This is a genomic window from Microbispora sp. H10670 (assembly GCF_014161385.1).
Classification (GTDB): Bacteria; Actinomycetota; Actinomycetes; order Streptosporangiales; family Streptosporangiaceae; genus Microbispora; species Microbispora triticiradicis.
In genome coordinates, this window is sequence record NZ_JABBWW010000025.1 from 17,444 (window position 1) to 42,031 (window position 24,588).

The following is a 24,588-nucleotide window of genomic DNA, read 5'->3' on the forward strand; positions in this document are numbered from 1 at the left end:
GGTCGATGTCGCCATCACATTAGAGCGCGGCCGGGGGGTCCAGGCAGAGGGTGTGCGACGGGTTGCGCGACGGGGCGTGCGACGCGTCTGCCCGCCGTCGCGACGGTTGCGAGCGCACCTGGCTCGCCCCCGGTAGTTGCAGAGTTTCTTAATTCCCTATAATGGCAACAGTGTCCGCCGACGAGGAGGCGATGGCTGTGGGGCGTGGCCGGGCCAAGGCCAAGCAGGTGAAGGTCGCTCGTGCTTTGAAGTACAGCGGTGGCGGAGATCTGGAGTCCCTGCGGCGGGAGCTGGGCGTCGACGCGACGCCTGCCGCACCCGCACGCACGGAGGCCGGCGACGGCGCGGGCCGGGCGGACCTGGACCGGGAAGGTGAGCCGCGCGCGTGAGTTCCTTCGAGGAGAGTCTCCGGCAGCGGCTGGCCGCGACGCGCCGGGCGCTGGCGGCGGCACAACGGGACGGCGATCACTTCGGCGTGCAGACGCACGCCTCGGAGGCGGAGGAACTGGAACGGCTGGGCGCCGCCCACGGAGTCGTCGTCACACCCGAACCGGCGGACGGGCCCGTCGTCGAGGGCGAGGCCGGGTGATGCCGGTCCCGCTCTACCAGGCCAAGGCCGAGCTGTTCAAGACGCTCGGCCATCCGCTGCGCATCCGGGTGCTGGAACTGTTGTGTGAGGGACCCAGGCAGGTCCGGGAGCTGCTGGCCGCGATCGAGGTGGAGGCGCCGAACCTGTCGCAGCAGCTGGCGGTGCTGCGCCGGGCGGGGCTGGTCACCGCGCGGCGCGACGGGACGACCGTGGTCTACGAGCTGGCCGGCGCGGACGTGTCGGAGATGATGCGCGCGGCCCGCCGCATCCTCACGGAGCTGCTGGCCGACCAGTACGAGCTCCTCGCCGAGCTGGAACAGACGAGGTGAACCTCCGGGAAGTGCCGCGCCGGTTCGCGGACCTGCTGCCCGGACGGTCGGACTGGACCGCCGCGCGCCGCTCACCCGGCCGGGACCTGGTGGCCGGGCTGATCGTCGCGGTGGTGGCCCTGCCGCTGGCGCTGGCGTTCGGCGTCTCCTCCGGGCTCGGCGCCCAGGCCGGCCTGGTGACCGCCATCGTCGCCGGAGCGCTCGCGGCCGTGTTCGGCGGCAGCAACCTGCAGGTGTCCGGCCCGACCGGCGCCATGACCGTCGTCCTCGTTCCCATCGTGCACGCCTACGGCTCCGGCGGAGTGCTGATGGTCGGCCTGATGGCCGGGCTGGTCCTCCTGGCTCTGGCCGCGCTGCGCGCGGGACGGTTCGCCCAGTTCCTGCCGACCTCGGTCGTCGAGGGCTTCACCGCCGGGATCGCCGTGGTCATCGCGCTGCAGCAGGTCCCCGCCGCGCTCGGCGTGACAGCCGGAGACGGCGGAAAAGTGTGGCAGGTCGCGGCCGGAGCCGTGGCGCACTTCGCGGCCCATCCGACCTGGGCGGCGCCGCTCATGGCGCTGGCGGTGGCCGCGGTGATGCTGGGCGGCGCCCGGCTGCGGCCGGGTGTCCCGTTCTCCCTCCTCGGCGTCGCGGTCGCGACGCTGGCCGCTCAGGCGTTCTCGCTCGACGTCGCCCGGATCGGGGCACTGCCGGCCGGGCTGCCCGCCCCGTCGCTCGCTTTCCTCGATCCCGGCATGGTGGGAACGCTCCTGCCGTCCGCGCTCGCCGTGGCGGCGCTGGCGGCGCTGGAGAGCCTGCTGTGCGCCACCGTCGCCGACGCGATGAGCGTCGGCGAGAGACACGACCCCGACCGGGAGCTGTTCGGGCAGGGCATCGCCAACCTCGCGGCGCCCCTTCTCGGCGGCGTGCCGGCGACCGCCGCGATCGCCCGTACCGCGGTGAACGTGCGCGCGGGGGCCCGGTCCCGGCTGGCGGCGCTCACCCACGCCGCCGTCCTCGCCGGGATCGTGCTGGCCGCCGGCTCTCTGGTCGGCCGGATCCCGCTCGCGGCGCTCGCGGGGGTGCTGCTGGCCACCACCGTCCGGATGGTCGAGGTCGGCTCCCTGCGCGCGCTGGCCCGCTCGACCCGCGGCGACGCCGTCGTGCTCATCCTGACCTTCGTCGTGACCGTCGTGTTCGACCTCGTCACCGCGGTGGCCGTCGGTCTCGGCCTGGCCGTCGTGCTCGCGCTCCGCGCGGTCGCCCGGACCTCCCGCCTCGACCAGGTCCCGCTCGACGCCGGTGACCACAGCGCCGAGGAGCGGCGACTGCTGAGCGAGCACATCGTCGCCTACCGGTTCGACGGGCCGCTGTTCTTCGCCGCCGCCCACCGCTTCCTGCTCGAACTGTCCGAAGTCGCGGACGTCCGCGTGGTCATCCTGCGGATGTCACGGATCACCGCCCTGGACGCGACCGGCGCCCAGATCCTCGGCCACGCCATCGTCCGCATGGAACGCCGGGGTATCACCGTCCTGATCTCCGGCGTGAAACCCGGACACGGCCAGGTCCTGGCCGCCCTCGGCATCGCCGGTCACCTTCGGCGCGACGGTCTGATCTTCCCCGACACCCCCACCGCCATCGCTCACGCCCGCGGCCTTCTGCACGACCACGGGCTCCTCCCGGCCACCGCGGAGACCGGCCGCGTGACCACCACGGCGGATCTCGGCGGTGGGGCCTGACGGGCGAGCGCGACGGCGGACCCGGTGGTGCGGCCCGCGACGGGTCAGAGGTAGAGGCCGGTGCCGTGGTCGGTCTGCTGCGTCGCCACGGCGTGCAGGTCCCGCTCGCGCAGCACCAGGTAGAGCTGGCCCTGCACCTCGACCTCGTACTGGTCCTCGGGGTTGAACAGGACCTTGTCGCCGGTCTTGACCGTGCGCGCGCCGACTCCCGCGCCGCACACCTCGCCCCACACCAGCCGGTTGGCCATCTTGACCGTGGCCGGGATGACGATGCCCGAGGTGCTGCGCCGTTCCTCGGACTCCCGCTCGACCCTGACCATCACGCGGTCGTGGAGCATCTGGATCTCGAACTTCGGGTCAGGCACCCTCGCAGTGTACGCGGAGGCCGCCCGGGCGCCGTCATCGGAGGCGGACGGGGGTCAGGCGCTCACGAGCGGCCCATGGCCAGGTCGTAGCCGGTCCCCGAGTGGCGGTAGACGCGGCCCTTGCCCCACTTCAGCACCTGGAAGCGCACATGGACGGTGTTGGAGGCGACGCCCGTCAGGTCGGCCATCATCTTCTCGGAGAGGTCGACGATCGCGGGGATGTCGTGCTGGGCGACGGCCCACTCGGCCGGGCCGAAGTCCTCGACCACCCCGACCGCGCTCTTCCCCCTGTACGTGATCTTCACTTTCGTGCCCAGGGGCCAGTAGGGACTGGCGAGCGTGGCGTACCGCATGCGCTTGCCGGAGGCGGTGGAGGCGTCCCAGAAGGACGTGGCGGTCGCCTTGCCGGAGGGAAGGGCGGCGATCCGCTTCGCGTCCGCGGCGGCCGCGCGGAGGGCCGCGTTGAGCGCGGCGCCGATGGCGACCGGGTCCAGGACCGGGCGGGGCGCGTCGGCGGGGGAGAGCGACGCGGTGGGCGGAGCCTGAGGCGTCACCGCGGCCTGGGCGGCCGTGGTGGCCGTGCCGAGGAGAAGGGTGGTTCCGGCCAGCGCCGCGGTGACCGCCTGACGGGCTCGCTTGTGCATGGAGTTCCTTTCGGGTCGCTCGCGGCGCGGTCCTCTGGGGGGAGGGCCGCACGTCGTGGAGGGCTCCCGGCCGGGGGCCGGGTCCCCGCACGCGCGTCCGGGCAGCGCGACGCAGCCCCGGGGCGGGGTGCGAGTGCCGATCGGGCGCGCGCGGCCCCTGGGGGAGGGGCGATTCGAGTCACGCGAGGGGTGGGGCTTGCAAAAGCATCAAACGTGATGTGAGGCACGAGTATATGGAAAGAGATAGTAAATAGGACAAAACGGAGTCACTGCTCGGTAGATCGTCCTTGACCGGGAGGCCCTGAGAGCGCTCTCATAGGCAGATTCCGGCAAAGCGAAGGCAAGGGGGCGTCATGGCGTTCGAGGGCTTCACCTGGCTCAACGAGCCCGCCGAATGGTCGGGGAACGGAGAGGGGCTGCGGGCCGTCGCGGCCGGACGGACCGACCTGTGGCAGAAGACGCATTACGGGTACTCGTTCGACACGGCGCACATGTTCGGCCGGGAGGTGGCCGGAGACCTCCGGCTGACGGTGACGTTCGACGCGGACTACGCGGAGCAGTACGACCAGGCCGGGGCGGTGCTGCGGATCGACGAGGAGAACTGGATCAAGGCGGGGGTCGAGTTCGTCGACGGCGGCCACCAGCTCAGCGTGGTCGTCACGCGCGGCTTCTCCGACTGGTCCGTCACGCCCGCGCCCGCCGGCCTCGTCTCCGCGACGTTCGACTTCGAGCGCGTGGGCGACGCCGTAACGGTCCGGTACGGCGTGAACGGCGCGGAGCCGGAGCACATGCTGCGCCTCGCCTACTTCCCGCCGAAGACGCCCGCCCTCGCCGGGGTCATGTGCGCCGCTCCGAGCGGCGATGGGTTCGAGACCCGCTTCACCCGGGTGTCGCTGACGTCCTAGCCGGGGGCAGGACCAGTTCGGCGAAGATCGCGCGGTGGTCGGTCACCGGCAGCCGGTGGACGCCGAACGCCCGCACGGTGACGCGCGGGTCCACCAGGACGTGGTCGATCGTCACGGGCGGCACCGGCAGACCCCTGAAGTCCCACTGCCGGTACGGCCAGGTCCCGGTCAGGCCGTCGCCGGTCGCGTCGGCCGCGTCCCGGTAGCCCGCGTCGAGCAGGCGCCGGACCCGGCTGTGGTCCAGCGTCGCGTTGAAGTCCCCGGAGAGGATCCGCACCTGCTCACCCGGCTCGGGAAGCGCGGCGAGCACGTCGGCCCAGCAGGTGAACCGGGACACGTAGCGCGGTGCGCACGGGTGCACGGACACGACGCCGACGGGCTCCGCGCCGGGCACCTCGACGCCGCCCTGCGCCTGCCGGGAGTCGCCGGGGCCGGTGAGCGTCTCCGGGCGCAGGGGGAACCGGGTGAACAGCCCGGACCCGCCCGAGCCCTCCCGCGCCCGCTCGTCCCCGTACGGCAGGAGCCGGGTCAGGCCCGCGCCCCGCAGGCCCTCCAGGGCCTCCGGGGTGAGTTCCTGCACGGTGAGCACGTCCGGGCGCAGCGCCCGCACGAGATCGACCAGCGCGGCGGGCGGCACCGAGCCCTTCAGCAGGTTGGCCGACAGCAGCCGCAGGACCGGCCCGCGCGCGGCCTGCCCGCCCGCCGCCGGCACGGCCGTGCCGGACCCGGCCCGGTCCGGGCCGGGCAGCGCACTGTCCGGATCGGGGAGAGCACCGTTCGGATTAGGGAGAGCCCTGTTCGGATCGGAGAGAGCACGGGGCAGCACGCAGGCGACGAGCACGGCGGTGACCGCCACGCCCGCGACCAGCGCGGCCCGGCGCCGCGCGAGCAGCGCGACCACCGGCGCGACGACCGAGGCGAGGGCGGCGTACGGCGTGAACGCGACGAGTTGCACCCAGCGGAAGTGGACGTCACCCGGCACCAGCCGCAGCAGGGCCCACAGCGCGAACGGCGCGACCACGAGCCAGGCGAGCAGGCCGCGCAGGAGGTTCCGGCAGCCCGCCCCGCCACCGGCGGTCCGCTTCGTCATCCTCGGCCCCTTCGCCAAGCCGCTCGGAGTGATGATCCACCCTACGCGCCGGACACCTCGCTCCTCAGGTGTCCACACCGTGGCGGGCAGGCCGTACATTTTCGGCATGAATGTCGAAGCGAGGGTCCTGGACGCGATCGACGAGGCCGAGACCGTGGGCCTGCTGGCCGACCTGGTCCGGGTGCCGAGCGTCACCGGCAGCGACGCCGAGTCGGACCTGCAGGACAGGTGCGCCCGCATGCTGGCCGAATGGGGCCTCGACGTCGACATGTGGAAGCTCGACCTCGACGATCTCCGCTCCCGCGAGGGCTTCCCGGGGACGGAGGCGGAGCGCGCCGAGGGGTACGGCGTCGTCGGCGTCACCGAGGGCGAGGGCGTGCCCGCGCTGATCCTGCAGGGGCACGCCGACGTCGTGCCGATCGGCGACCCGGGCAAGTGGGAGGGGCAGGACCCCTTCGGCGCCCGCCTCACCGCGACCACCCTGCACGGCCGGGGCGCCTGCGACATGAAGGCCGGTCTCGCCGCCAACCTCGCCGTCGTCCGCGCGCTGCGCCGGGCCGGCGTACGGCTCGCGCGCCCGCTGGCCGTCCACTGCGTCGTCAGCGAGGAGGACGGCGGTCTGGGCGCCTTCGCCACCCTGGCCAGGGGGCACACCGGCGAGGCGGCCGTGATCACCGAGCCGACGAGCGGCGCGCTGATCACCGCCACCGCCGGGGCGCTGACCTTCCGCCTGGAGGTCGCCGGCCGGGCCGCGCACGGCGCCACCCGCTACGAGGGCGTCAACGCCGTCGAGGCGTTCTGGCCGGTCCTGCGGGCCGTGCGGGAGCTGGAGCGGGAGCGGAACCGGGACCGCGACGCGCTGTTCGGCGGCAACCCGGTGCCGTACCCGATCGAGATCGGCACCGTGCGGGCCGGAGACTGGGCGAGCACGGTGCCCGACCTGCTCGTGGCCGAGGGACGGCTGGGTGTGCGCCTCGGCGAGGACCCCGCCGAGGCGCGGGCGGCCCTGGAGGCGGCGCTCGCCGGTCTCGACGACCCCTGGCTGCGGGACAATCCCGTGCGCGTCACCTGGCCCGGGGGGCAGTTCGCCAGCGGGCGGCTGCCCGACGGGCATCCGCTGGCGGAGGAGACGGCCGCGGCCGTCGCCGACGCGACCGGCGCCGCGCCGTCCCGGACGGCCGCGCCGTACGGGAGCGACCTGCGCCTCTACGCGGCGGCGGGCGTGCCGACCCTGCACTACGGCCCGGGCGACGTCCGCTTCGCGCACGCCCCGCGCGAGCAGGTGGACCTGCGGGAGGTCCGCGACGTCACCCGCGCCCTGGCGCTGCTCGCCCTGCGCCGATGCGGCGTGCGCTGAGCAGGCGGCGGCCGGGCAGGGGGCGCTGAGCGCCGCCGGGTGAGACGCGGGAGGGTCGGACGCCGGGGCCGGGTCGTCAGGCGTTGACGACGGAGGCGATCTCGTTCAGGGGGAACTCCAGGTAGTCGCCGGCCTCCTCGCACCAGGCGTCGAGCACGCCGCTGCGCAGCTCGCCGTGGCTGACCGTGGCGGTGACCCCGTCGGCGAGCGTGATGAGCGCCCGGACGTCACGGTCCACCACGAAGCCCAGCAGCGACTGCTGGGCCGCCGGCAGCCGCGTCGCCATCCGCCCGATGACCGCCCACGTCTGGCGGACCCGCGCCTCCCCGGCCGACGGCCCGCCGCTGACGATCAGCCGCCGGGCGTGCTCGCGCGGGTCGGGCGGGGGTTCCAGGAGGTGCGCGGGGGGATCGAGCTCGGCGACCCGCCCGCCGGGCAGGAGGATGAGCCGCCCGCCCTGCGGCTCCCGCCTGACCGTGATCTCGCCGGTGTCGTCCACCGGCACGGGGGCGTACCCGGCCTCGCGCAGGGCGGCCAGCGTCGCCTCGGCGGGCGCCGCGCCCGCGAGGACGGTCGGCGCCAGCAGCCGCAGGCCCAGCCTGCCCAGTTTCCGGTGCGCGGCGATCTCCGCGAGCAGCGCGGGGTCGGAGCCCTGGATGATGCAGCCGACGGACGACACGGTGACCTCGCCGTGGCGCCGCGCCACGTCCCGGATCAGGTACGTCAGGGGCTGCGGCAGCGTCCCGGCCTCCGTCAGGCCGGCGATGAGCGTCTCCGCGGTGTCGCCGGCGTCGAGGGCCCGCCGTACGCTCGCGGGGCCGAAGCGCCACACCGACGCCGTGCCCTGCGACTCCCGGTCGGCCGCGCGGTCGAGCAGCGCGGCGAGCTCGACCGACGGCGGGCCGGTCACCACGGCGGTGAGGTCGGCGCCGAACAGCGCGGTCCGCTGGGCGCTCGCCATGGCGTGGGTGGCGGCCCCGGCGAGCCCGGGATCGTGCTCGACCTCCGGCACGCACTCGTGGCTCTCGTTCCCGGCCACGGCGGCCAGCGGGGCCAGCGCCCGGCCGAGGCCGGTGAGCGTGTCGCACGCGGCGAGCCCGAGCAGGCGGGCCTCGTCGAGGACGGCCGCGGCGCAGTCGGCGAGCAGTTCCCGGTCGAGCAGCGGGGCCCGCCAGTGCACCCGCTGCACGAGCTCACGGAGCGTCGCGAAGGCCCTGCCCTCGGGGATCTCGGCGAGCGCGGCGAACAGGGCCCACCGGATGCGGGCGATCGTCTCGCCGGCCGGGTCGTCGCCGAGCGCGGCGGGCTGACGGCCGTCCACCCGGCGCAGCGACGAGCGCTCCATGCGCCACCAGCCCGCGAGCAGGACGCACAGCCGCGCGGGGGCCTCCTCCAGCCGCCACGCGTCGAACCCCGCCGTCACCGTCAGCCCGCCGGCCTCGTCGTCGACGGCGATCAGCCGGGCGACGGCGCAGACCTCCAGCAGCAGCCGGGTCTCGTCCTCCGCGCAGCCGATCTCCCTGGCCAGCCGCTTGATCTCCCGCACGCCGACCCCGCCGTTCTTCAGCAGCGGCAGCGTCGTCTTGTCGATGTTCTCCAGCAACGCCGCCGCCCGGTCGAGCACCCGCGGCGCGGCCAGGCACATCGCGTGCTCGACCGCGCCGGCGTCGGCGCCGGACGTGGCCAGGTCGGGCGGGTACGGCGTGAACGGCCCGCGGTAGTCGGGCCCGCGCAGGGCCAGCGCCACCTCGCGGGGCATCCCGGCCAGGTTCCACTGGGTGCGGAAGAGCAGCCCCCGGTCGAGCGCCCATTTCTCCGGGGTGCCGGGGGTGACGAACCGGTCGCCGTCGACGCTGCGCACGGGCCCGTCCCAGGCGAAGTCGTCGAGCATGCCGAGCGTGCCGTCCGGGGCGTCGTCGAGGAGCGCCCCCAGGCGCTCGGAGTCGCCGAGCAGCGCCGTGATCCGCGCGACCACCTGGCGCCTGCCGCCGTGCCCGGGCAGGTCGAGCATCCGGCACACCCGGCGCAGCGCCTCGGTGCTGAGCTTCCAGGAGTCGAGGTACGCCCCGAGCGGCTCGCCCAGGCCGCAGGGCGCGGTCCACCAGCGGGCCACGGCCTGGGCCAGGGTGATCCGCCCGTCCGCGCCCGGCCAGGCGACGGCGTGGTCGTAGAGGTGATCGAGCCAGGGGATGACCTCGGAGGTGCTCACCCCGAGGAAGCGGGCCAGTTCGTCCTCGGTCGGGTGGCCCCCGACGACCAGGCACGCCTGCAGGAGTTCGAGCGGGGGCAGGGGGAGGCCGCGCATGACCTCCATGACGGCGAAGGTGTCGGTCAGCCGGTGCGCGAGGGCGTCCATGCGCCGGGGCCACGGCGGTGCGATCGCGTCCGGCCGGTTGGCCAGGACGCGGGCGAGCCTGTCTTCGTCAAGACTGGTCAGCCAGCCGATTATGTGATCGTCCATCGTTGATCTCTCGGGAGTCCCAGGCAGACACCGTAGTGCAGATCACAGCCTCGGCGGGGTCCGCGCACCGGTGGACAGATCGCGCTCACGAATTCCGGGATCACGATATGTCTCCGCCGATCGGTTGGAAACGGGCGTGCTGTTGGGCCGCTCCGGCCCGATGTCTGCACATCATCGCCCGCCACGCCCACGCTTCGGGAGTGTTCCGGGGAATCCGGGCCGCCGGCCGGAGGGCGCTCCCATGCATTCCGGGCTGCACGGGAGCGCTCTTCGGCCGGCGGACCGCGATCGGCGACAGCAAGATCTAACGACGGAGTTAGGTTTTCGGAGGGCGCGCCGCCTTCCGTCCGTCTTCCCGGCTCGGGGCCGGGGCTCAGGCCGCGAGCACGGCCCATACCGCCTTGCCCTGCGGGACGAGGGGACACCAGCCCCAGCACGCGCTCAGCGACTCCACGATGTGCAGCCCCAGCCCGCCCGGCTCGAAAGGGGAGGGGTCCCGCAGCACCGGCGCGTTCGACCCGGGGTCGGTGATCGCGCACGCCACGTGCGGTCCCCGCCGGATCAGCGACAAGCGGATGACCTCCCTCGGGCGGTCGCAGGCGAGCGTCATGCCGTGTCGCAGCGCGTTGGTGGCCAGTTCGGAGACGACCAGCTCCATCCCGTCGAGCAGGTCGGTCATCCCCCAGCCCGAGAGCGTCCCGGCCGCGAAGCTCCGTGCCGAGTGGACCGACTCCGCGCGGGGCGGGAGGACGAATGTGGCACTGGCGCTCGCCGAACCGGGCTGGAGGAGGCCGCGTGCGGGCTCCGGCCACCAGCCGATAGGCGGCCACCAGTCGAGCGCCGACCAGTGAATCTGGCCACGAGTCAGGTTCGTGGACTGCACGAGATCATGATGAGGGACACTCCCGTGCATGTGCAAGAGCGAATGCACGTGCAAGCGCGTTGTGCAGGCGCTACCGTTACCCCCGACACCACTGGGACGAAGGGGGCGATCTTTGACAGACTGTGAACCAGTCCACAAAGCGGAGGAATAGCACGTGTCCATAGATCCGCCCGGATCCGGTTCCACCGTTCGGCGAATCATGCTCGGCGCGAGCCTTCGACGCCTGCGGGAGGAGCGCGGACTGACCCGTGAGGTCGCCGGCTTCCACATCCGTGCCTCGGAGTCGAAGATCAGCCGGATGGAGCTCGGCAGGGTCGGGTTCAAGACACGTGACGTCGAAGACCTGCTCACGCTGTACGGCGTCCACGACGACGACGAACGGCGTGGCCTGCTGGAGATGGTCCGCGAGGCGAACACGCCCGGCTGGTGGCACAAGTACGGCGAGGTGCTGCCGAACTGGTTCGTCACCTACGTCGGCCTGGAGGAGGCCTCCAGCGTGATCCGCACCTACGAGGTGCAGTTCGTGCCCGGCCTGCTGCAGACGGCGAAGTACGCCCGGTCGGTGATCCAGCTCGGTCATCCGGACGCCACGGAGGACACGCTCGATCAACGCGTCAACCTGCGGCTCCAGCGGCAGGAGAGGCTCACGCGCAAGGACGGCCCCCGGCTGTGGGCCGTCATCGACGAGGCCGCGCTCAGGCGGCCCATCGGAGGGAGTGCGACGATGCGGGAACAGCTCCAGCACCTGCTGGAGGTGTCCACGCTGCCCAACATCACCCTGCAGGTGATGCCCCTTCGCTACGGGATGCACGCGGCTGAGGGAGGCGCGTTCACCATCCTCCGCTTCCCGGAGTCCGATCTTTCGGACGTGGTCTACGTCGAGCAGCTCTGGGGTGCGCTCTACCTGGACAAACGTGAGGACATCGATCCCTACCTCACGGCCATGGAGCAGCTGTGCGTGGAGAGCACCACGCCCGGCGGCACTGCCGAGATCCTCGGCGATCTTCTCAGAGAGACATGAATGCAGACATATAACGGGATGCCCGCAACCGACCTCTCCGGGGTCACCTGGCGGAAGAGCGCCCACAGCAACTCGACCGGCAACTGCGTGGAACTGGCCGAGCTTCCCGACGGCAGTGTGGCCGTACGGAACTCGCGTTACCCCGAGGGGCCGGCCCTCATCTACACGCGGGACGAGATCCGGGCCCTGGTGCTCGGGGTCAAGGACAGCGAGTTCGACGGCCTTCTGGTGTAATCCTCTGTTCACTCGCTTCTCGCGGGCGTAACACCACAAGGCGGGCGCCGTAACAAGGATCCGGCACATTGGACCCCAGGAGAATCACAAGGGGGACCCTCGTGCTGGAGCAGATGACTCTTTACCCGGTGGCCGACGACGTGCTCTTCGCACCCGGCGGCCGCGTGGTTATCCGCACCTACGGCGTCGCCTCCCCGGCCGACCCGCAGGACGGGCGGCCCAGGGCGGTCGCGTACCGGACGTGGGTCACCGGGGTGCGGGAGCAGCCCAGGTACTGGCGGTGGGGGCACTTCGAGGACGCCCGCCACGGCCACCGCAAGGTCCTTGAGTGGCTGACCGGCCGAGGGCCGCAGCCTCAGCCGGTCGCGCAGAGCTGATTCAGAGCTGATCCGAAGCTGATTCGAAGCTGATTCAGGGCTGACCGGGGCCGGCTCAGGCGGGGGCGTTCCAGCGGAGCAGGACCGGCTCGTCGCCGTGCTCGTGGCCCAGCACCGAGTACGTCCCGGTGTCGAGGCGGAGGTACCTGCCGTGAGCGGGCGGCAGGCCGAGCCAACGGGCCGCGAGCACGCGCAGGATGTGCGCGTGCGCGACGACCAGCACATCGCCGTCCGTGGAGCGGATCCGGGCCAGGACCTTGTCCGCCCGCTCCCCGACGCGCTCCACGGTCTCGCCCGGGTGGCCCTCGTCACCCGGGACGACGCCGTCCCGCCAGACGTACCAGCCTGGGTGCGACTCCCGGATGGCGGCGGTGGTCACGCCCTCGTAGCCGCCGTAGTCCCACTCCCACAGGTCCGGGTCGACCTCGTACGACCCGGCGCCGGCCAGTTCGGCCGTACGCCTGGCCCGGCGGGCGGGGCTGACGAGGACCTGGGCGAACGACCGGCCCGCCACCAGGCGGGACAGGGTGCGCGCCTGCTCCTCGCCGTGCGGGGTGAGCGGGACGTCGGTGCGGCCCGTGTGCCGCCCGGCCTTGCTCCACTCGGTCTCGCCGTGTCTCAGCAGGATGACGTTCATGGGCTCCCACTCTTGCCGATACGGCGCAGGCCAAGCGCACCGCCCCCCGCCGAAAGGTGGGGCCGCCGGGGTCCGAGGCCGCTGTCCGGCAGCCGATGCACGTGCATACGACCTTCTCGCCGGTGACGGCCCACGCGTGAACCTTTCACGAGTGGCGCCTGACGTGTCCACCGGTGTCACAGGTGATGAGCGCGTCCGCGCTGGGCGGCGGGAAACGGACAGACATAGCCGAGCGGATCCAAACAAGTCAAGGATGGTGGCGACGTCCGCGCTCTGCCAGGATTGCGCCGTGTCTGCCGGCCGGTCGCCCCTGCGCGCCTTACGCGCCGCGGTGTTCGCGGTGGCGTGCGTGCTGGTCTCGGCCGCGCTGCACGTACTGGCCGGAGGCGCTCCCGTGCGTGCGGGCGCCCTCGTCGCCGCGCTGGCGCTGACCTGGCTGGGCGCGTTCCTGCTCGCGGGCCGCCGGCGTGGCATGGACGTCCTGCTGGGCGCGTGCTTCGCCGCGCAGTACGGCCTGCACCACCTGTTCACCCTCGGCGCCGCGCACGAGTCGCCGCCCATGTGGACGGGGGAGCACGGCACCGGGCTGGGCATGCTGCTGATCCACGCCGCGACGGCGGTCCTGTCCGCCTGGGCCCTCGAACGCGGCGAGTCGGCGCTGGACGTGATCGTGCACCTGGCCGTCACGCCCGTGCGCCGGCTGTGGGCGATGGTCGTCGTCCTCGCGGGCCCGCCGGCCGGCGTCGCTCCGATCCCCGCGGGGGTCCTGGGGCGGTTCTCCCTTCCGCTCCCGCGCCGGGCCGACTTCGCCGTGGTCGTCGCCCGGCGCGGTCCGCCTCCCGTCGTCTCCGTTCTCTGATCCGGGCTCGCCCCCTCCGGGGGCGGCGGCTGTCGCCATGCCGCACGCCCGTTCCCAGCCGCCTGGACCGCGCCCCGCGCGGCCGCGGCTAGTGTCCGGCACGCACGCCCCGCCGCGCGTGGCCGGGTGACGCCTCGCCGCGCCGCCGCCCACCCGCGGTGACGCCTCGCGGGCTCGGAACGCTCTCGCAGGGCCTGGAGCCGCCGGCCGGAGCTCCGCTCCGGCCCGCTCCGCCGTGCGACGCGTCCACCCGGGTTCCCGCTCGCGAAGGGCGGCGCCCGCCGGACACTTCCCCCCTGCCCTGGTGAGGCGTGCCCGCGGGCGCGCGCTCACGGCCGAACGGAGAGACCCCCCATGACCTCGACCGCCGACGTCCATCCCGTCGTCGATCCCCCACGCCCTCCTCGCGGCAGAAGCGCGACCTGGGCGGCGCTGCGCCCGCTCGTGGTCCGCCTGCACTTCTACGCCGGGATCCTCATCGCCCCCTTCCTGCTCGTCGCGGCCGCCACGGGCCTGCTGTACGCCGCCTCCTTCCAGATCGAGAACGTCGTCTACCGGCACGAGCTGACCGCGCCCGTCAGCCAGGTCACCGTCCCCCTCGGCGAGCAGGTCGCCGCGGCCCGCCGGGCGCTGCCCGAGGGGAAGGTCGCCGCGGTGCGTCCCGCGGCCGAGCCCGGCCTGACCACCCGGGTGCTGCTGGACGTGCCGGGCCTGCCGGAGAGCACCCGGATGGCGGTCTTCGTCGACCCCGGGACCGGTCAGGTGCGCGGCGCCCTGGAGAGCTACGGCGGCTCCGGGGCGCTGCCCGTGCGCGCCTGGATCTCCGACCTGCATCGCCGCCTGCACCTCGGTGAGCCCGGCCGGATCTACAGCGAGCTGGCCGCCGGCTGGCTGTGGGTGGTCGCCCTCGGCGGGCTCGCGCTGTGGCTGACCCGGCGCCGCCGCGACGGCCGCCGCCTGCGCGGCCTGTTCACCCCGGACCGCGCCGCGACCGGGTCGCGCCGCACGCTGTCCTGGCACGGCTCGGTGGGGCTGTGGGCACTGCTGGGCCTGCTGTTCCTGTCCGTCACCGGCCTGACCTGGTCGAAGTACGCCGGGGACAACATCGCCGGGCTGCGTACGGCGTTCGGCTGGGAGACTCCCACGATCGACACCGATCTGGGCGCGCACGCCGGGCACTCGGGGCACGCAGCGAGCGGCGGCCAGGCCGGCGGCACCCAGGACGTGGGAATCGACCAGATCACACGGGCGGCGGCGAGCTGGCGGCTGTCCGGCCCGCTGGAGGTCGTCCTGCCGGGCGAGCCGGGGGACGCGTACGTGGTCAAGGAGATCCGCAAGACCGTCCCCACGCGCCTGGACCAGCTGGCGTTCGACCCGGCGACCGGGCGGTTCGTGGGCGAGCTGCGGTTCGCGGACTATCCGCTGGCCGCGAAGCTCACCGAGTGGGGCATCGACGCGCACATGGGGCTGCTCTTCGGCCTGGCCAACCAGATCGTCCTGGCCGCGATCGCCGCCGGGCTCATCACACTGATCGTGCTGGGCTACCGCATGTGGTGGCGCCGCCGCCCGACCCGCGGCTTCGGCCGGCCCCACCCCCGGGGCGGCCTGCGGGGCCTGCACTGGGGGCTGTTGGTGCCTCTGGCCCTGCTCACCGCCGTGGCCGGCTACTACCTGCCCCTGATGGGCATCTCCCTGGCCGTGTTCCTGGTGATCGACGTCCTGCTCGGACTCCGCGCCAGGCGGGCGGGCTGACGCCCGAAGCCGTCGTACGGCGTCTCATCGGGCCGGTTCACCCGAGCGGTGGACCGGCCCCGCGAGGCGTGCCCTCCGGCTGACCAGGCACAGGCCCCCGACCAGGGCGATCGACGCGATCACCGGCGCCGGCCCCGGCGCGAAGCCGGTCACCGTGAGGGTGAGCAGCGCGCCGCCGACGAGCGGCGCGGCGACCGCCACATGCCGTCCGGTGGCGGCTCCCGCCGGCTCCTCCCATCGGCCGAACAGGGCGGTGAGCCCGAGCAGGACCGGCGCGAGGGCGGCCGGCCACAGTGGGGCGCCGCTCCACCAGGCCGCCGAGCCGGGGAGAGGAGTAGCCGGCCCGAACCCGATGGTCGCGAGCCCGGCGACGGCGACGAGCGCCGTCATGTGCCACAGGTAGACGGTCATCATGCGGGGCGCGAGCGCGGTGAGCACCGCCTCGGCGCGGGGCCGGCGCGCCAGCGCGTTCAGGGCGGGGCGCAGCAGCATCGCCAGGCCGAGCTGGCCGGCGAAGAGCGCGAGCAGGCACGCGCTCGGCGGGGCCATGTTCGAGACCGCGCCGGGCATCCCGATCATGCTGGCCGGGTACGGCCCGGCCACCACGAGGGCCGCCACCATCGCGAACCCGGCCACCGCGAGCGCCGCCGCGCGGCGTCCCCGCAGCCACTCCAGGCCGCCGTCGGCGTACCGGAACCCGACCTGGTGGACGGCCAGCCACACGAACGCGACGTTGAGATAGCCGGCGGCCTCCAGCCCCGAGAAGCGGACCACGTCCGTCAGCACCGCGCCGCCCGCCAGCACGGGCAGCGCGACCCCGGCCCGTACGCGCAGCAGGCGGGGGGTGGCCACCACCGCGAGCAGGTAGACGGCGAGGAACCAGAGCAACTGGCCGACGGTCCGCGCGGCCACCTCGACCGGCTGCGGGGGCACGCCGAGCGCCGTCAGGAGGTGGGGGAGCGGCAGCCAGACGGCCGCGAGCGGCGCCACCGGCCAGGCCAGGCGGCGCACCCGCCGCGCCGTCCACTCCCGCGCCGTCCACTCCCAGGCCGTCCGCTTCTCCGCGGTCGGCCGCCGCGTCGACCGCTCCCGGGCCGTCTCGCGCGTGTCCGGCAGGCCGGCGCGGCGCGCCGCGGACCGGAAGCTGATCGCGTTGGCCGCGCCCCCGGCGAAGAAGACCAGCGGCATCACCTGGGAGATCCAGGTGACGAACGGAGCCGCCGCCAGGGCGTTGCCCGTGGTCAGCCGTCCTCCGGCGTACGACAGGACCGGCATCGCCCAGTGCTGGACGACCACGAGGACCATCCCGAAGACGCGCAGGATGTCGATGAAGCGGTCCCGGGGCCCGGGGGCGGCCGGGGCCCGCGCGGGGGCGGGGGGAAGCATGGTCAGGGACACGGGGGAGCCGCCTTCGGTGTGTCGATCGTCGGTTGCCGGACGCCGGTCGTCCGTCGCGGACCCGGCCGGAGCGGGGAGCGGTCGCGACCGCGCGCTCCGGCGCCGGCCCGCGGACTGAGGAGGAGTGGGGGAGATAGTCCGTCAGGAGCTTCTGCCGGGAACCGCCCGGCCGCTCCAGGGTCCCGCCCGGCCGCCGTCCGGCGCAGCGACGGAGCCACTACTCCCGATCATGGGCGAGCCCCCACCATCGGGGTGGGGCCTGCCCTACCACCCCGGCGTACGGGCAGGCGGGCGGACCTCGGCGGCCGGGGGAGGATGACGGCGCCGCGAGGCGGGTTGGTACCGTTGCGTCCGACGCGCGCAGCGCAGCGAAGTCCGGTGAGAACCCGGCGCTGTCCCGCAACTGTGGTTCCCCGCCCCCGGGGACGAGCCAGGTCGCCTGCGTTGTGCGCCGACGCCGTCAACCCTCGTGGAAAAGGGTGATCCGTCCAATCCCGCGGGTCTCTCGATTTCCCGGCTTTCCCCCTTGGAGGACCCTCGTGAGGCCCCTGCGTACGGCCGTCGCGGGTGTGGTGCTGGGCGTGCTCGGACTGGCCGGCTGCGGCCAGAGCGACGGCTCCGCCACTTCCGCGTCCCCCGCCGCCTCGAACCCCGCCGCTTCCAGCTCCGCCGCCTCGGGCGGCGCCTTCCCCGTCACCGTCCAGGCGGGCAACGGCGCGGTGACCATCGCCAAGCGGCCCGAGCACATCGTGTCGCTGTCCCCGACGGCCACCGAGATCCTGTTCGCGATCGGCGCGGGCGCCCAGGTGGGCGCGGTGGACGACCAGTCGAACTACCCGCCCGAGGCGCCGAAGACGTCGCTGTCGGGCTTCAAGCCCAACGTCGAGGCGATCGCCGCCGCCAAGCCCGATCTCGTCGTGCTCGCCAACGACCTGGAGGGCGTGGTCGCCGGGCTGGGGAAGGTCGGCGTCCCGGTGCTGCTGGAGCCCGCCGCGACCAAGCTGGAGGACACCTACGACCAGATCAGGGACCTCGGCGCGGCCACCGGCAACGTGGACAAGGCCGAGGAGGTGGCCGGCGGCGTCAAGCAGAAGATCGACGCGCTCGTCGCGGCGGCGCCCAAGGGCAAGGGCCTGACCTACTATCACGAACTGGACACCACGCCGTACGCGGCCACGTCGAGCACGTTCATCGGGCAGGTCTACAGCCTGTTCGGGCTGAGGAACATCGCCGACGAGGCCCCCGACGCGGCGGGCGGCTATCCCAAGCTGTCGGCGGAGTTCGTGGCCAAGGCCGACCCCGACCTGATCTTCCTCGGTGACACCAAGTGCTGTGGTCAGAACGCCGCCGCGCTGGCCAAGCGGCCGGGCTGGTCCGGCCTGGCCGCCCTGAAGCGGGACCGTGTGGTGGAGCTCGACGACGACGTCGCCTCCCGCTGGGGACCGCGCGTCGCCGACCTCGCCCAGGTCGTCAGCGACGCCGTCCAGAAGGCGGCGGGCTGAGCCGGTGGTGACGCGCAGGCCCCCGGTGACGCGCACGCCCCCGGGATCGCGGTGAGAGCGGTGCCGCGGCGGGTCCGGGTGACGGGGTGACGGCGGCGGGCCGGTCACGCCGGGCGCTGCTCGTCGTGTGCGTCGTGCTGCTGGTCAGCCTGATCGCCGGCCTGGCGGCGGGCGCGGCGGTCATCTCGCCCCGCGCCATCGCGCTGGCCCTGCTCGACCGGCTGCCGCTGGTGTCCCTGCACTCCGGCCTGCAGCCGAACGAGGAGGGCATCGTCTTCCAGCTCCGGGTGCCCAGGGTGCTGCTGGCCGCCGTCGTGGGCGGCCTGCTCGCCCTCGCGGGGGCGGGCTACCAGGGTGTCTTCCGCAACCCGCTGGCCGATCCGTACCTGCTCGGCGCGGCGGCCGGGGCCGGGCTCACGGTGACGCTCGTCGTGGTCTTCCTGGGCGGCGACGCGGGGGTGGCGGCCGTGCCGGTCGCCGCCTTCGCGGGGGCCGTCGGCGGGGTCGTCCTCGCGTACGCGCTGGGACACACGGCGGGCCGGGGAGGCGGCACCGCGACGCTCGTGCTCGCCGGGGTCGCGGTCACCTCGTTCCTCACCGCCATCCAGACCTTCGTGCAGCAGCTCAAGGTCGACGAGCTGCAGCGCATCTACTCCTGGATCCTCGGAGACGTCGGCGGCGGGTGGGAGCAGCTCCGCATGATCGCGCCGTACGCGGTGGTGTCGACGGTGGTCGTCCTGCTGCACGGGCGGCTGCTCGACGTGCTGTCGGTCGGCGACGAGGAGGCGGTCAGCCTCGGCCTGCACGCGACGCGCGTGCGGTTCACCGTGCTGCTGGCCGCCTCGCTCGCCACCGCGTCCGCGGTGGCCGTCAGCGGATTGATCGCCTTCGTCGGGATCGTGGTGCCGCACGTCGTCCGGCGGCTCGCCGGGTGGTCCTACCGCGTCGTGCTGCCGCTGTCGTTCCTCGGCGGGGCGGCGTTCCTGGTGCTGGCCGACACCATCGCGCGCACGGTGCTCGCCCCGGCGGAACTGCCCATCGGGGTGGTCACCGCGTTCGTCGGGGCGCCCTTCTTCGTCGCCGTCCTGCGGATGACCCGGCGGGTGGAGACGTGAGCGGCGACGCCGCCGGCCCCGGCGTCCCGGCGGTGGAGGCGCGCGGGCTGGGCGTCACGCTGGGCGGGCGGCCGGTGCTCGCGGACGTCACCCTGTCGGCCGCGCCGGGGGAGTGGCTTGCGGTCATCGGCCCCAACGGCGCGGGCAAGTCGACGCTCCTGCGGGCCGTCGCCGGGCTGGTGGCGCGTCAGGGCGAGGTGCTCGTGAACGGCGCGGCCGTGGACGGCCTGCGCCCGCGCCGGCGGGCCCGGCTGGTCGCCTACGCCCCGCAGAGCCCGGCGCTGCCGCCCGACATGACCGTGTACGACTACGCGTCGCTCGGCCGCACCCCGTACATCTCCTATCTGGGCAGCGAGAGCGCCCGGGACCGCGAGGTGACGCGGTCGGTGCTGGAGCGGCTCGACCTGGACGGCTTCGCGACCCGGCCGCTCGGGCACCTGTCGGGCGGCGAGCGGCAGCGGGTCGTGCTCGCCCGCGCGCTGGTGCAGCAGGCGCCGGTGCTGCTGCTGGACGAGCCGACCACCGCCCTCGACCTGGGACACCAGCAGCAGGTGCTCGAACTCGTCGACCGGCTGCGCCTGGCCGACCGCCTGACCGTCGTGACGACGTTGCACGACCTCAGCCTCGCCGGGCAGTACGCCGACAGTCTCGTGCTGCTCGCCGCTGGCCGCGCGGTCGCGGCGGGCCCGCCCGGGCGGGTGCTGGCCGAGCCGCTGCTGACCGAGCACTTCGGCGCCCGCGTCCGGGTGGAGTCCGGCGCCGACGGGCGGCCGCTCGTCCACCTGGTGCGCCCGCCGCTGCCTGCACCGATCCCCGCCGGGGACGAGAGGTGACCGGCCTGCCGCGGCCGTCGCTGACCCACCGGGCCGAGGACGGCGCGCGTCTCGGCACGCTGCTGTGGCGGTTCGGGCCGGGCTGGCGGATGATCTCCTCGGCGATGCTGGGCGGTGGGATCGGTCCCCGGGAGTGGGTGCTGAACGCGCAGGTCGCGAGCGGCTACGCGCGCATGGACCCGGTGGAGCACATGGCCTCGCTCGGCCCTGAGGGCCCCGGTGTCGGCATGATGACGGCGGCGCCGGTCGAGCGGTTCCGCGTGGCGGCCGACGGCGGAGCGGAGGCCGCAGCCACGGTCGGCCTGGGCGTGCCCACCTGGGCGGCCTCACCCGAGGGCGTGCCCGACCCCGGCCTGCCGGCCGTCCCACAGCCCGGGCGGAGGCCCCCAGGGCATGCCCCGGAGCGCGGGCGGGATGCGACGCGGGAGACCCCCGGCCCGGAGGACGCGACGGCGTGCCTGCCACGCCCGGGGACGGTCAACATCCTGGTGGCGGCGCCCGTGGCCTTTTCCGACGCGGCGCTGGTCAACGCCGTCATGACGGTTACCGAGGCCAAGACCCAGGCGCTGCTGGAGGCGGGTTTCCCCTGCACGGGCACCGCGTCGGACGCGGTCTGCGTGGCCGTACGGCGGGAGGGCCCGGCGGAGCCGTTCGGCGGCCCGCGCTCCGTCTGGGGCGCGCGGATCGCCCGGGCGGTCCACCGGGCCGTCCTCGACGGAGCCCGCGACTGGGCGGAACGCGCCGCTGTGTGAAGACGGTTGCTCCGTGAGGGTGGCCGCTACTTGAACGTGACGGTGTTCACCATGTGGTCGATCAGGCCGCGGTCGCATTTGCCGGTCGGGCAGAAGAACGTGATCAGCACCGCGGTGCCGGTGTCGCCCTGCCGCACGAGGTAGGCGTAGAAGTCGAGCCGGCCGCCCTGCTGGGGGTCGCTCAGCACGCCCTCGATCTGGAACGCCGGCTTGGCCCCGACCGTCGTGGGGGACGGGACGCCGGTGTAGGCGACCGTGCCGGGGAAGGCCGTCTGCAGGCTCTCCTGGAGCTCCATCGGCGAGTCGGAGAGGCTCAGGGTATTGCTGACCTGGGCGAACACCCCTCTGGCGCGATCCGGCTGACCCGTGATGATCGGGTTCACCCTCGACCAGTCGGTGTTGCCCGGCACCGCGAACAGCGCGTCGAACTCGTCGCGGGCAGGGGAGGCGATCATCCACTGGTCGGCGTTGGTCCTGGCCTCGCCCCAGGTCGAGGGGTAGGCCATGGTGAACGGCGCGGCGGTGCTGCCCGGGTAGGTGTTCCACGTCGCGGCGGTGTCCCCGCCCCTGGTGAGCAGCAGCGTGGCGGCGACGGCGATGGCCGTCAGGACCGCCAGGCCGCCGATCAGCGGTCCGAGAGGGAGTTTGCGCCGGGCCGGCGGCCTCCCCGTCCCCGCCGCGACCGTGGCCTGCGTGTGGGACGACCCCGGGGGATACGACCCGTGATGCGAACCGTGGGGTGAGCCGTAATGCGAGGCCGCGGACTGCGCGCCGGGGGGATACGAGCCCGGAGGATACGACCCCTGATGCGAACCGGGCTGAGATCCAGGGTGGGATCCAGGGTGGGATCCAGGGTGCGATCCGGCCTGGCCGCCGGGGTACGAGCCCGGGCCGGGGTGCGTGCCCGGGTGCGTGGCGGGATACGAGCCGTGCTGGGCACCGGGGTAGGAGGCCGGCTGCCCCGCGGAGGGCCGGGAGACCGGCGGTACGGACGACGGCGGGACCGAGGACGACGCCGGGGGATACGACCCTGCCGGAGAGGACCCTGCCGACTGGGACTGGGCCGGCTGGGACTGGGCCGGCTGGGACTGGGCGGGATGGGACCCGCCGGGATAGGAGACCGGCGGGTAGGAGGAGGCCCCCTCCGCCGGGCCGCCCGCTCCGCCGCTGATCGCGTCACGCAGGGCCGACACGAACGCCAGGCAGGTCGCGTACCGGTCCTCCGGCGCCTTGGCGAGCGCCCGCGTCAGCACGGCGTTCACCGCGTGCGGCAGGTCCGGCCGGTACGGCGTGAGTGGCGGCGGATCGTGCGAGACGTGGGCGTAGAGCAGGGCGAGTTCGGTGTCCCGCTGGAACGGCGGCTGCCCGGCGAGCGCCTCGTAGACGACGCAGGCGAAGGCGTACAGGTCGCTGCGCCCGTCGACCGGCAGGCCGCGGATCTGCTCGGGAGCGACGTAACGCGGGGTGCCCATGAAGTGCCCGTGGCTGGTCAGCCCGGCCTCGGCCGACGAGCTCTTGGTCAGCCCGAAGTCGGTGAGGTAGACGTGCTCGGACCGGGTGACCAGGATGTTGGCCGGCTTCACGTCCCGGTGCACCAGGCCGTTGGCGTGCGCCGCGTCCAGCGCGGAGGCGATCTGCGCGAACAGCGGATTGGCCCGCCCGACCGGCAGCGGCCCCTCCGACTGCACCAGCTTGCGCATGTCGTAGCCCTCGACGTACCGCATCGCGATGAACAGCAGCTCGTCGCGCTCGCCGGCCTCGTACACGGGGATGATGTTGGGGTGGTCGATGCTCGCCACCAGCCGCGACTCCCGTACGAACCGGTCGCGGAAGCGGTCGTCCTGGGCGAGCTGCGGCGCGAGCACCTTCAACGCCACGGCCCGCCCGAGCCGCTGGTCCCGCGCACGGTAGACCGTGGCCATCCCCCCGCGCCCGACGACCGCCTCGACCGTGTAGTCGCCGAGTCGCCGCCCGATGAGCGGAGGCATCACCGGCCCCTCCGTCATGCGGATTCCCCCCTGAACGTTCTTCGGATCACTGGTCGACCGGGTTCCCGCAGAAGCCGCAGAAACGATGTCCCTGGCCCAGTCGCATGCCGCACTGCGTGCAGAACTTCAGCTGCGCCTGTCCCCGTGGCGGCGAGAGGTCCGGCGGGTACGACCGCCCCTGCGGCGGCGACGGGTCCGGGGGGTGCGAGTGCCCGCCGGGCGGCGACGAGTCCACCGGCGTCTGGGCGGCCGGCCCACCCGTGGGCGCCGGCCGCATGACCTCGGGCGACCGGGCGGCCTCGGCTCCGAAGACCCGGGTGACCGCGTACGGCGGCCAGGAGGGGCCGGCGTCACCGGCCTCGCCCGCCGGCCCGCCGCCCGGGTGACTGACGGGATAGGCGTCATGGTGGGCGTCGGCGTGGGCGAGGTCCTGGGGCTCGGGAGCGGCGTGGCCGGCGGCGCTCCTGCGCCGCAGCAGCACGACGCCCACGACGAGCAGGACCAGGACCACGACGCCGCCCGCCGCCCAGACCAGTGGCGACACGGACGACTTGGGCTGCTCCGCCTGCACCGGACGGGCCGGCCGCTTGGCGCCCGAGTCCTCCGCCGTGCCCGCCTTGGCCTTGGCGACCCGCAGGTGGTCGGCCGCGACGGCGTGGTCGGGCCGGAGCTTGAGCACCTGCTCCAGCACCGGCGCCGCGTTCGAGTACAGCTTGTTGTGGTAGGAGGCGAGCGCGTTCTCGTACACCACGTCGACCGGGCCGCGGCGGGGGGTGATCCCGACGCCGACGAGCGCGGTGCGGATCTCGTCGGCGGGCGTGATGGTCAGCGGGACGTCGCCGCCTCCGGCGAGCAGCCCGACGACCTCGCTCTTGCCGTCGTCGATGAGGGCCGCGCCGGGCGCGCCCTCGGCGAGGAGCCCGGCGAGCTTGGCGCGCTCGTCGTCCTTGAAGGTCCGGCTGCCCGGCGGGTCGAGGTGCGCGGTGTCGAGCTTGGGCGGCAGCTTGGCCGACGGCCTGCCGGTCAGCGTCATCACGTCGAGCGACGCGATGTTGCCGGCGATCGCGGTGCCCAGCGGCGCCGTGGGCAGAGACTGCTTCTCGCCGCCCTTGGTGACCTTGAGCACGGCCGGGGCGGCCGGGGAGGTCCCGGTCGTGAGGATCTGCGCGGGCAGCCCTCCGGTCGGCGGGTCGAGGTAGGGGTAGACGGTGACGTTCGTGGTGACCGTCGCGATGCAGGTCGAGTCGCTCTCCTGGGGCGGGTAACACCCCTGGAGCCGCCGGTCGAGGTCGGGATCGTCGAGCGTGTGCCGTTTGAAGTCCGCCGGCACCTTGACCTTGAAGTACTCGGCGAACACCCGGTTCGCGGCGTACACCCGGGGGTCCTGGGCCGACTGCACGACCTGGGTGGCGGTCACGACCACCCCGTCGGGCGTGATGGTGAAGCCGCTGCCTCCGTCGAGGTCCACATCGTACTTCCGGGCGATCTGTTTGATCACGCCGCGGTCGTCCAGCAGCGTGATGGACACGGTGGAGGACGACTCGACGCGTACGGCACCCGGGGTCACGCGGTCGGTGGAGCCGCTCGGGTGTGGGTGGAGCATGGGCGCCGCGAGCACGGCTAACGCGCCCAGCCCCGCGACAAGAGAGTGCAGGCGGGGCATTCTGCGTCTCCTCGGCCTTCTCGGATCGGTTAAAGCGTCTCAGTGCGGACGGTGCTCGACAAGGTGAGCACCGTGACTGACATCCACTTGATACAGGGCAATGATCAGTCAGTCAC

Annotated in this window: 24 protein-coding genes and 1 riboswitch; of the genes, 15 read left to right on the forward strand and 9 right to left on the reverse strand. The window is 73.9% G+C overall.

All coding sequences use genetic code 11. The features are described from left to right. Positions 1-170 precede the first annotated feature (170 nt). From HHX33_RS27845 to HHX33_RS27860, 4 genes are read left to right on the forward strand one after another with little or no spacing between them, the layout of a single operon-like run. Positions 171-389 carry a DUF3073 family protein gene (locus HHX33_RS27845; RefSeq protein ID WP_396785834.1) on the forward strand — a complete coding sequence of 73 codons (219 nt, stop codon included), beginning with the start codon at positions 171-173 and terminating at the stop codon, positions 387-389. Then, positions 386-589 (forward strand): hypothetical protein, encoded by a 204-nt coding sequence (locus HHX33_RS27850; protein ID WP_182877187.1) that lies wholly within the window; start codon positions 386-388, stop codon positions 587-589. The genes HHX33_RS27845 and HHX33_RS27850 overlap by 4 nt, the downstream gene beginning before the upstream one ends. Beyond that, a complete protein-coding gene (locus HHX33_RS27855) occupies positions 589-918 on the forward strand; it encodes an ArsR/SmtB family transcription factor (protein WP_111700025.1) in 330 nt (109 codons plus the stop codon). Before HHX33_RS27850 ends, HHX33_RS27855 begins: the two co-directional genes overlap by 1 nt. After that, a complete protein-coding gene (locus HHX33_RS27860; RefSeq protein ID WP_182877188.1) occupies positions 915-2,636 on the forward strand; it encodes a SulP family inorganic anion transporter in 1,722 nt (573 codons plus the stop codon). Before HHX33_RS27855 ends, HHX33_RS27860 begins: the two co-directional genes overlap by 4 nt. 44 nt (positions 2,637-2,680) lie before the next feature. On the opposite strand, the gene HHX33_RS27865 is transcribed toward HHX33_RS27860, so the two are convergent. Together HHX33_RS27865 and HHX33_RS27870 are read right to left on the reverse strand one after the other, a co-directional pair. After that, positions 2,681-3,001 carry a GroES family chaperonin gene (locus HHX33_RS27865; RefSeq protein ID WP_111700027.1) on the reverse strand — a complete coding sequence of 107 codons (321 nt, stop codon included), beginning with the start codon at positions 2,999-3,001 and terminating at the stop codon, positions 2,681-2,683. 62 nt (positions 3,002-3,063) lie between these two features. Beyond that, on the reverse strand, positions 3,064-3,645 hold the full coding sequence (locus HHX33_RS27870) for a hypothetical protein (RefSeq protein WP_182877189.1): 582 nt from the start codon (positions 3,643-3,645) through the stop codon (positions 3,064-3,066). 353 nt (positions 3,646-3,998) lie between these two features. Between HHX33_RS27870 and HHX33_RS27875 the strand changes: the two genes are divergently transcribed. After that, on the forward strand, positions 3,999-4,550 hold the full coding sequence (locus tag HHX33_RS27875; RefSeq protein WP_182877190.1) for a DUF1349 domain-containing protein: 552 nt from the start codon (positions 3,999-4,001) through the stop codon (positions 4,548-4,550). Here the strand turns inward: HHX33_RS27875 and HHX33_RS27880 are convergent. Further along, positions 4,525-5,640 carry an endonuclease/exonuclease/phosphatase family protein gene (locus HHX33_RS27880; RefSeq protein ID WP_182877191.1) on the reverse strand — a complete coding sequence of 372 codons (1,116 nt, stop codon included), beginning with the start codon at positions 5,638-5,640 and terminating at the stop codon, positions 4,525-4,527. The two genes, HHX33_RS27875 and HHX33_RS27880, sit on opposite strands and share 26 nt — an antisense overlap. Before the next feature lie 106 nt (positions 5,641-5,746). On the opposite strand from HHX33_RS27880, the gene HHX33_RS27885 reads away from it, so the two are divergent. Then, on the forward strand, positions 5,747-6,997 hold the full coding sequence (locus tag HHX33_RS27885; RefSeq protein WP_182877192.1) for an ArgE/DapE family deacylase: 1,251 nt from the start codon (positions 5,747-5,749) through the stop codon (positions 6,995-6,997). Between the two features lie 76 nt (positions 6,998-7,073). Here HHX33_RS27885 and HHX33_RS27890 read toward each other — a convergent pair whose 3' ends face one another. Then, entirely contained in the window at positions 7,074-9,458 is a 2,385-nt protein-coding gene (locus HHX33_RS27890; RefSeq protein WP_182877193.1) for a helicase-associated domain-containing protein, read from the reverse strand. Between the two features lie 373 nt (positions 9,459-9,831). Beyond that, positions 9,832-10,341 carry an ATP-binding protein gene (locus HHX33_RS27895; protein WP_310737905.1) on the reverse strand — a complete coding sequence of 170 codons (510 nt, stop codon included), beginning with the start codon at positions 10,339-10,341 and terminating at the stop codon, positions 9,832-9,834. Positions 10,342-10,540: 199 nt separating this feature from the next. Here HHX33_RS27895 and HHX33_RS27900 point away from each other — a divergent pair, with 199 nt between their 5' ends. The 3 genes from HHX33_RS27900 (at position 10,541) to HHX33_RS27910 (ending at position 11,973) form a co-directional block, all read left to right on the forward strand. After that, positions 10,541-11,362, forward strand: coding sequence for a helix-turn-helix domain-containing protein (locus HHX33_RS27900; RefSeq protein WP_208759029.1), 822 nt, complete (start codon positions 10,541-10,543; stop codon positions 11,360-11,362). Further along, positions 11,363-11,596 carry a DUF397 domain-containing protein gene (locus tag HHX33_RS27905; RefSeq protein WP_182877195.1) on the forward strand — a complete coding sequence of 78 codons (234 nt, stop codon included), beginning with the start codon at positions 11,363-11,365 and terminating at the stop codon, positions 11,594-11,596. 101 nt (positions 11,597-11,697) lie between these two features. Then, positions 11,698-11,973 carry a hypothetical protein gene (locus HHX33_RS27910; protein WP_111700034.1) on the forward strand — a complete coding sequence of 92 codons (276 nt, stop codon included), beginning with the start codon at positions 11,698-11,700 and terminating at the stop codon, positions 11,971-11,973. A 55-nt stretch (positions 11,974-12,028) separates the two neighbouring features. Here the strand turns inward: HHX33_RS27910 and HHX33_RS27915 are convergent, their stop codons facing one another. After that, positions 12,029-12,610, reverse strand: coding sequence for a histidine phosphatase family protein (locus tag HHX33_RS27915; protein ID WP_182877196.1), 582 nt, complete (start codon positions 12,608-12,610; stop codon positions 12,029-12,031). 289 nt (positions 12,611-12,899) lie between these two features. On the opposite strand from HHX33_RS27915, the gene HHX33_RS27920 reads away from it, so the two are divergent. Both HHX33_RS27920 and HHX33_RS27925 read left to right on the forward strand, forming a co-directional pair. Then, entirely contained in the window at positions 12,900-13,469 is a 570-nt protein-coding gene (locus HHX33_RS27920) for a hypothetical protein (RefSeq protein ID WP_182877197.1), read from the forward strand. A gap of 354 nt (positions 13,470-13,823) precedes the next feature. Then, complete coding sequence (locus tag HHX33_RS27925; RefSeq protein WP_182877198.1) at positions 13,824-15,221, forward strand: PepSY-associated TM helix domain-containing protein; 1,398 nt, start codon at positions 13,824-13,826, stop codon at positions 15,219-15,221. A 24-nt stretch (positions 15,222-15,245) separates the two neighbouring features. Here HHX33_RS27925 and HHX33_RS27930 read toward each other — a convergent pair whose 3' ends face one another. Further along, positions 15,246-16,619, reverse strand: a complete 1,374-nt coding sequence (locus HHX33_RS27930; RefSeq protein WP_310741559.1) for an acyltransferase — start codon at positions 16,617-16,619, stop codon at positions 15,246-15,248. 337 nt (positions 16,620-16,956) lie between these two features. Continuing rightward, a riboswitch (cobalamin riboswitch) is annotated at positions 16,957-17,081 on the forward strand. A gap of 77 nt (positions 17,082-17,158) precedes the next feature. On the opposite strand from HHX33_RS27930, the gene HHX33_RS27935 reads away from it, so the two are divergent. The 4 genes from HHX33_RS27935 (at position 17,159) to HHX33_RS27950 (ending at position 20,821) form a co-directional block, all read left to right on the forward strand. After that, positions 17,159-18,121 (forward strand): ABC transporter substrate-binding protein, encoded by a 963-nt coding sequence (locus HHX33_RS27935; RefSeq protein WP_182877199.1) that lies wholly within the window; start codon positions 17,159-17,161, stop codon positions 18,119-18,121. A gap of 86 nt (positions 18,122-18,207) precedes the next feature. Next, positions 18,208-19,236, forward strand: coding sequence for a FecCD family ABC transporter permease (locus HHX33_RS27940; RefSeq protein WP_182877200.1), 1,029 nt, complete (start codon positions 18,208-18,210; stop codon positions 19,234-19,236). After that, complete coding sequence (locus tag HHX33_RS27945) at positions 19,233-20,069, forward strand: ABC transporter ATP-binding protein (RefSeq protein WP_310741560.1); 837 nt, start codon at positions 19,233-19,235, stop codon at positions 20,067-20,069. The genes HHX33_RS27940 and HHX33_RS27945 overlap by 4 nt, the downstream gene beginning before the upstream one ends. After that, positions 20,066-20,821: an adenosylcobinamide amidohydrolase gene (locus HHX33_RS27950; RefSeq protein ID WP_396785843.1), complete on the forward strand. Its 756-nt coding sequence runs from the start codon at positions 20,066-20,068 to the stop codon at positions 20,819-20,821. The genes HHX33_RS27945 and HHX33_RS27950 overlap by 4 nt, the downstream gene beginning before the upstream one ends. Before the next feature lie 26 nt (positions 20,822-20,847). Here HHX33_RS27950 and HHX33_RS27955 read toward each other — a convergent pair whose 3' ends face one another. After that, a complete protein-coding gene (locus HHX33_RS27955) occupies positions 20,848-22,827 on the reverse strand; it encodes a serine/threonine-protein kinase (protein WP_182877201.1) in 1,980 nt (659 codons plus the stop codon). A 28-nt stretch (positions 22,828-22,855) separates the two neighbouring features. Continuing rightward, complete coding sequence (locus HHX33_RS27960; protein WP_182877202.1) at positions 22,856-24,472, reverse strand: zinc ribbon domain-containing protein; 1,617 nt, start codon at positions 24,470-24,472, stop codon at positions 22,856-22,858. Positions 24,473-24,588: the final 116 nt, after the last annotated feature.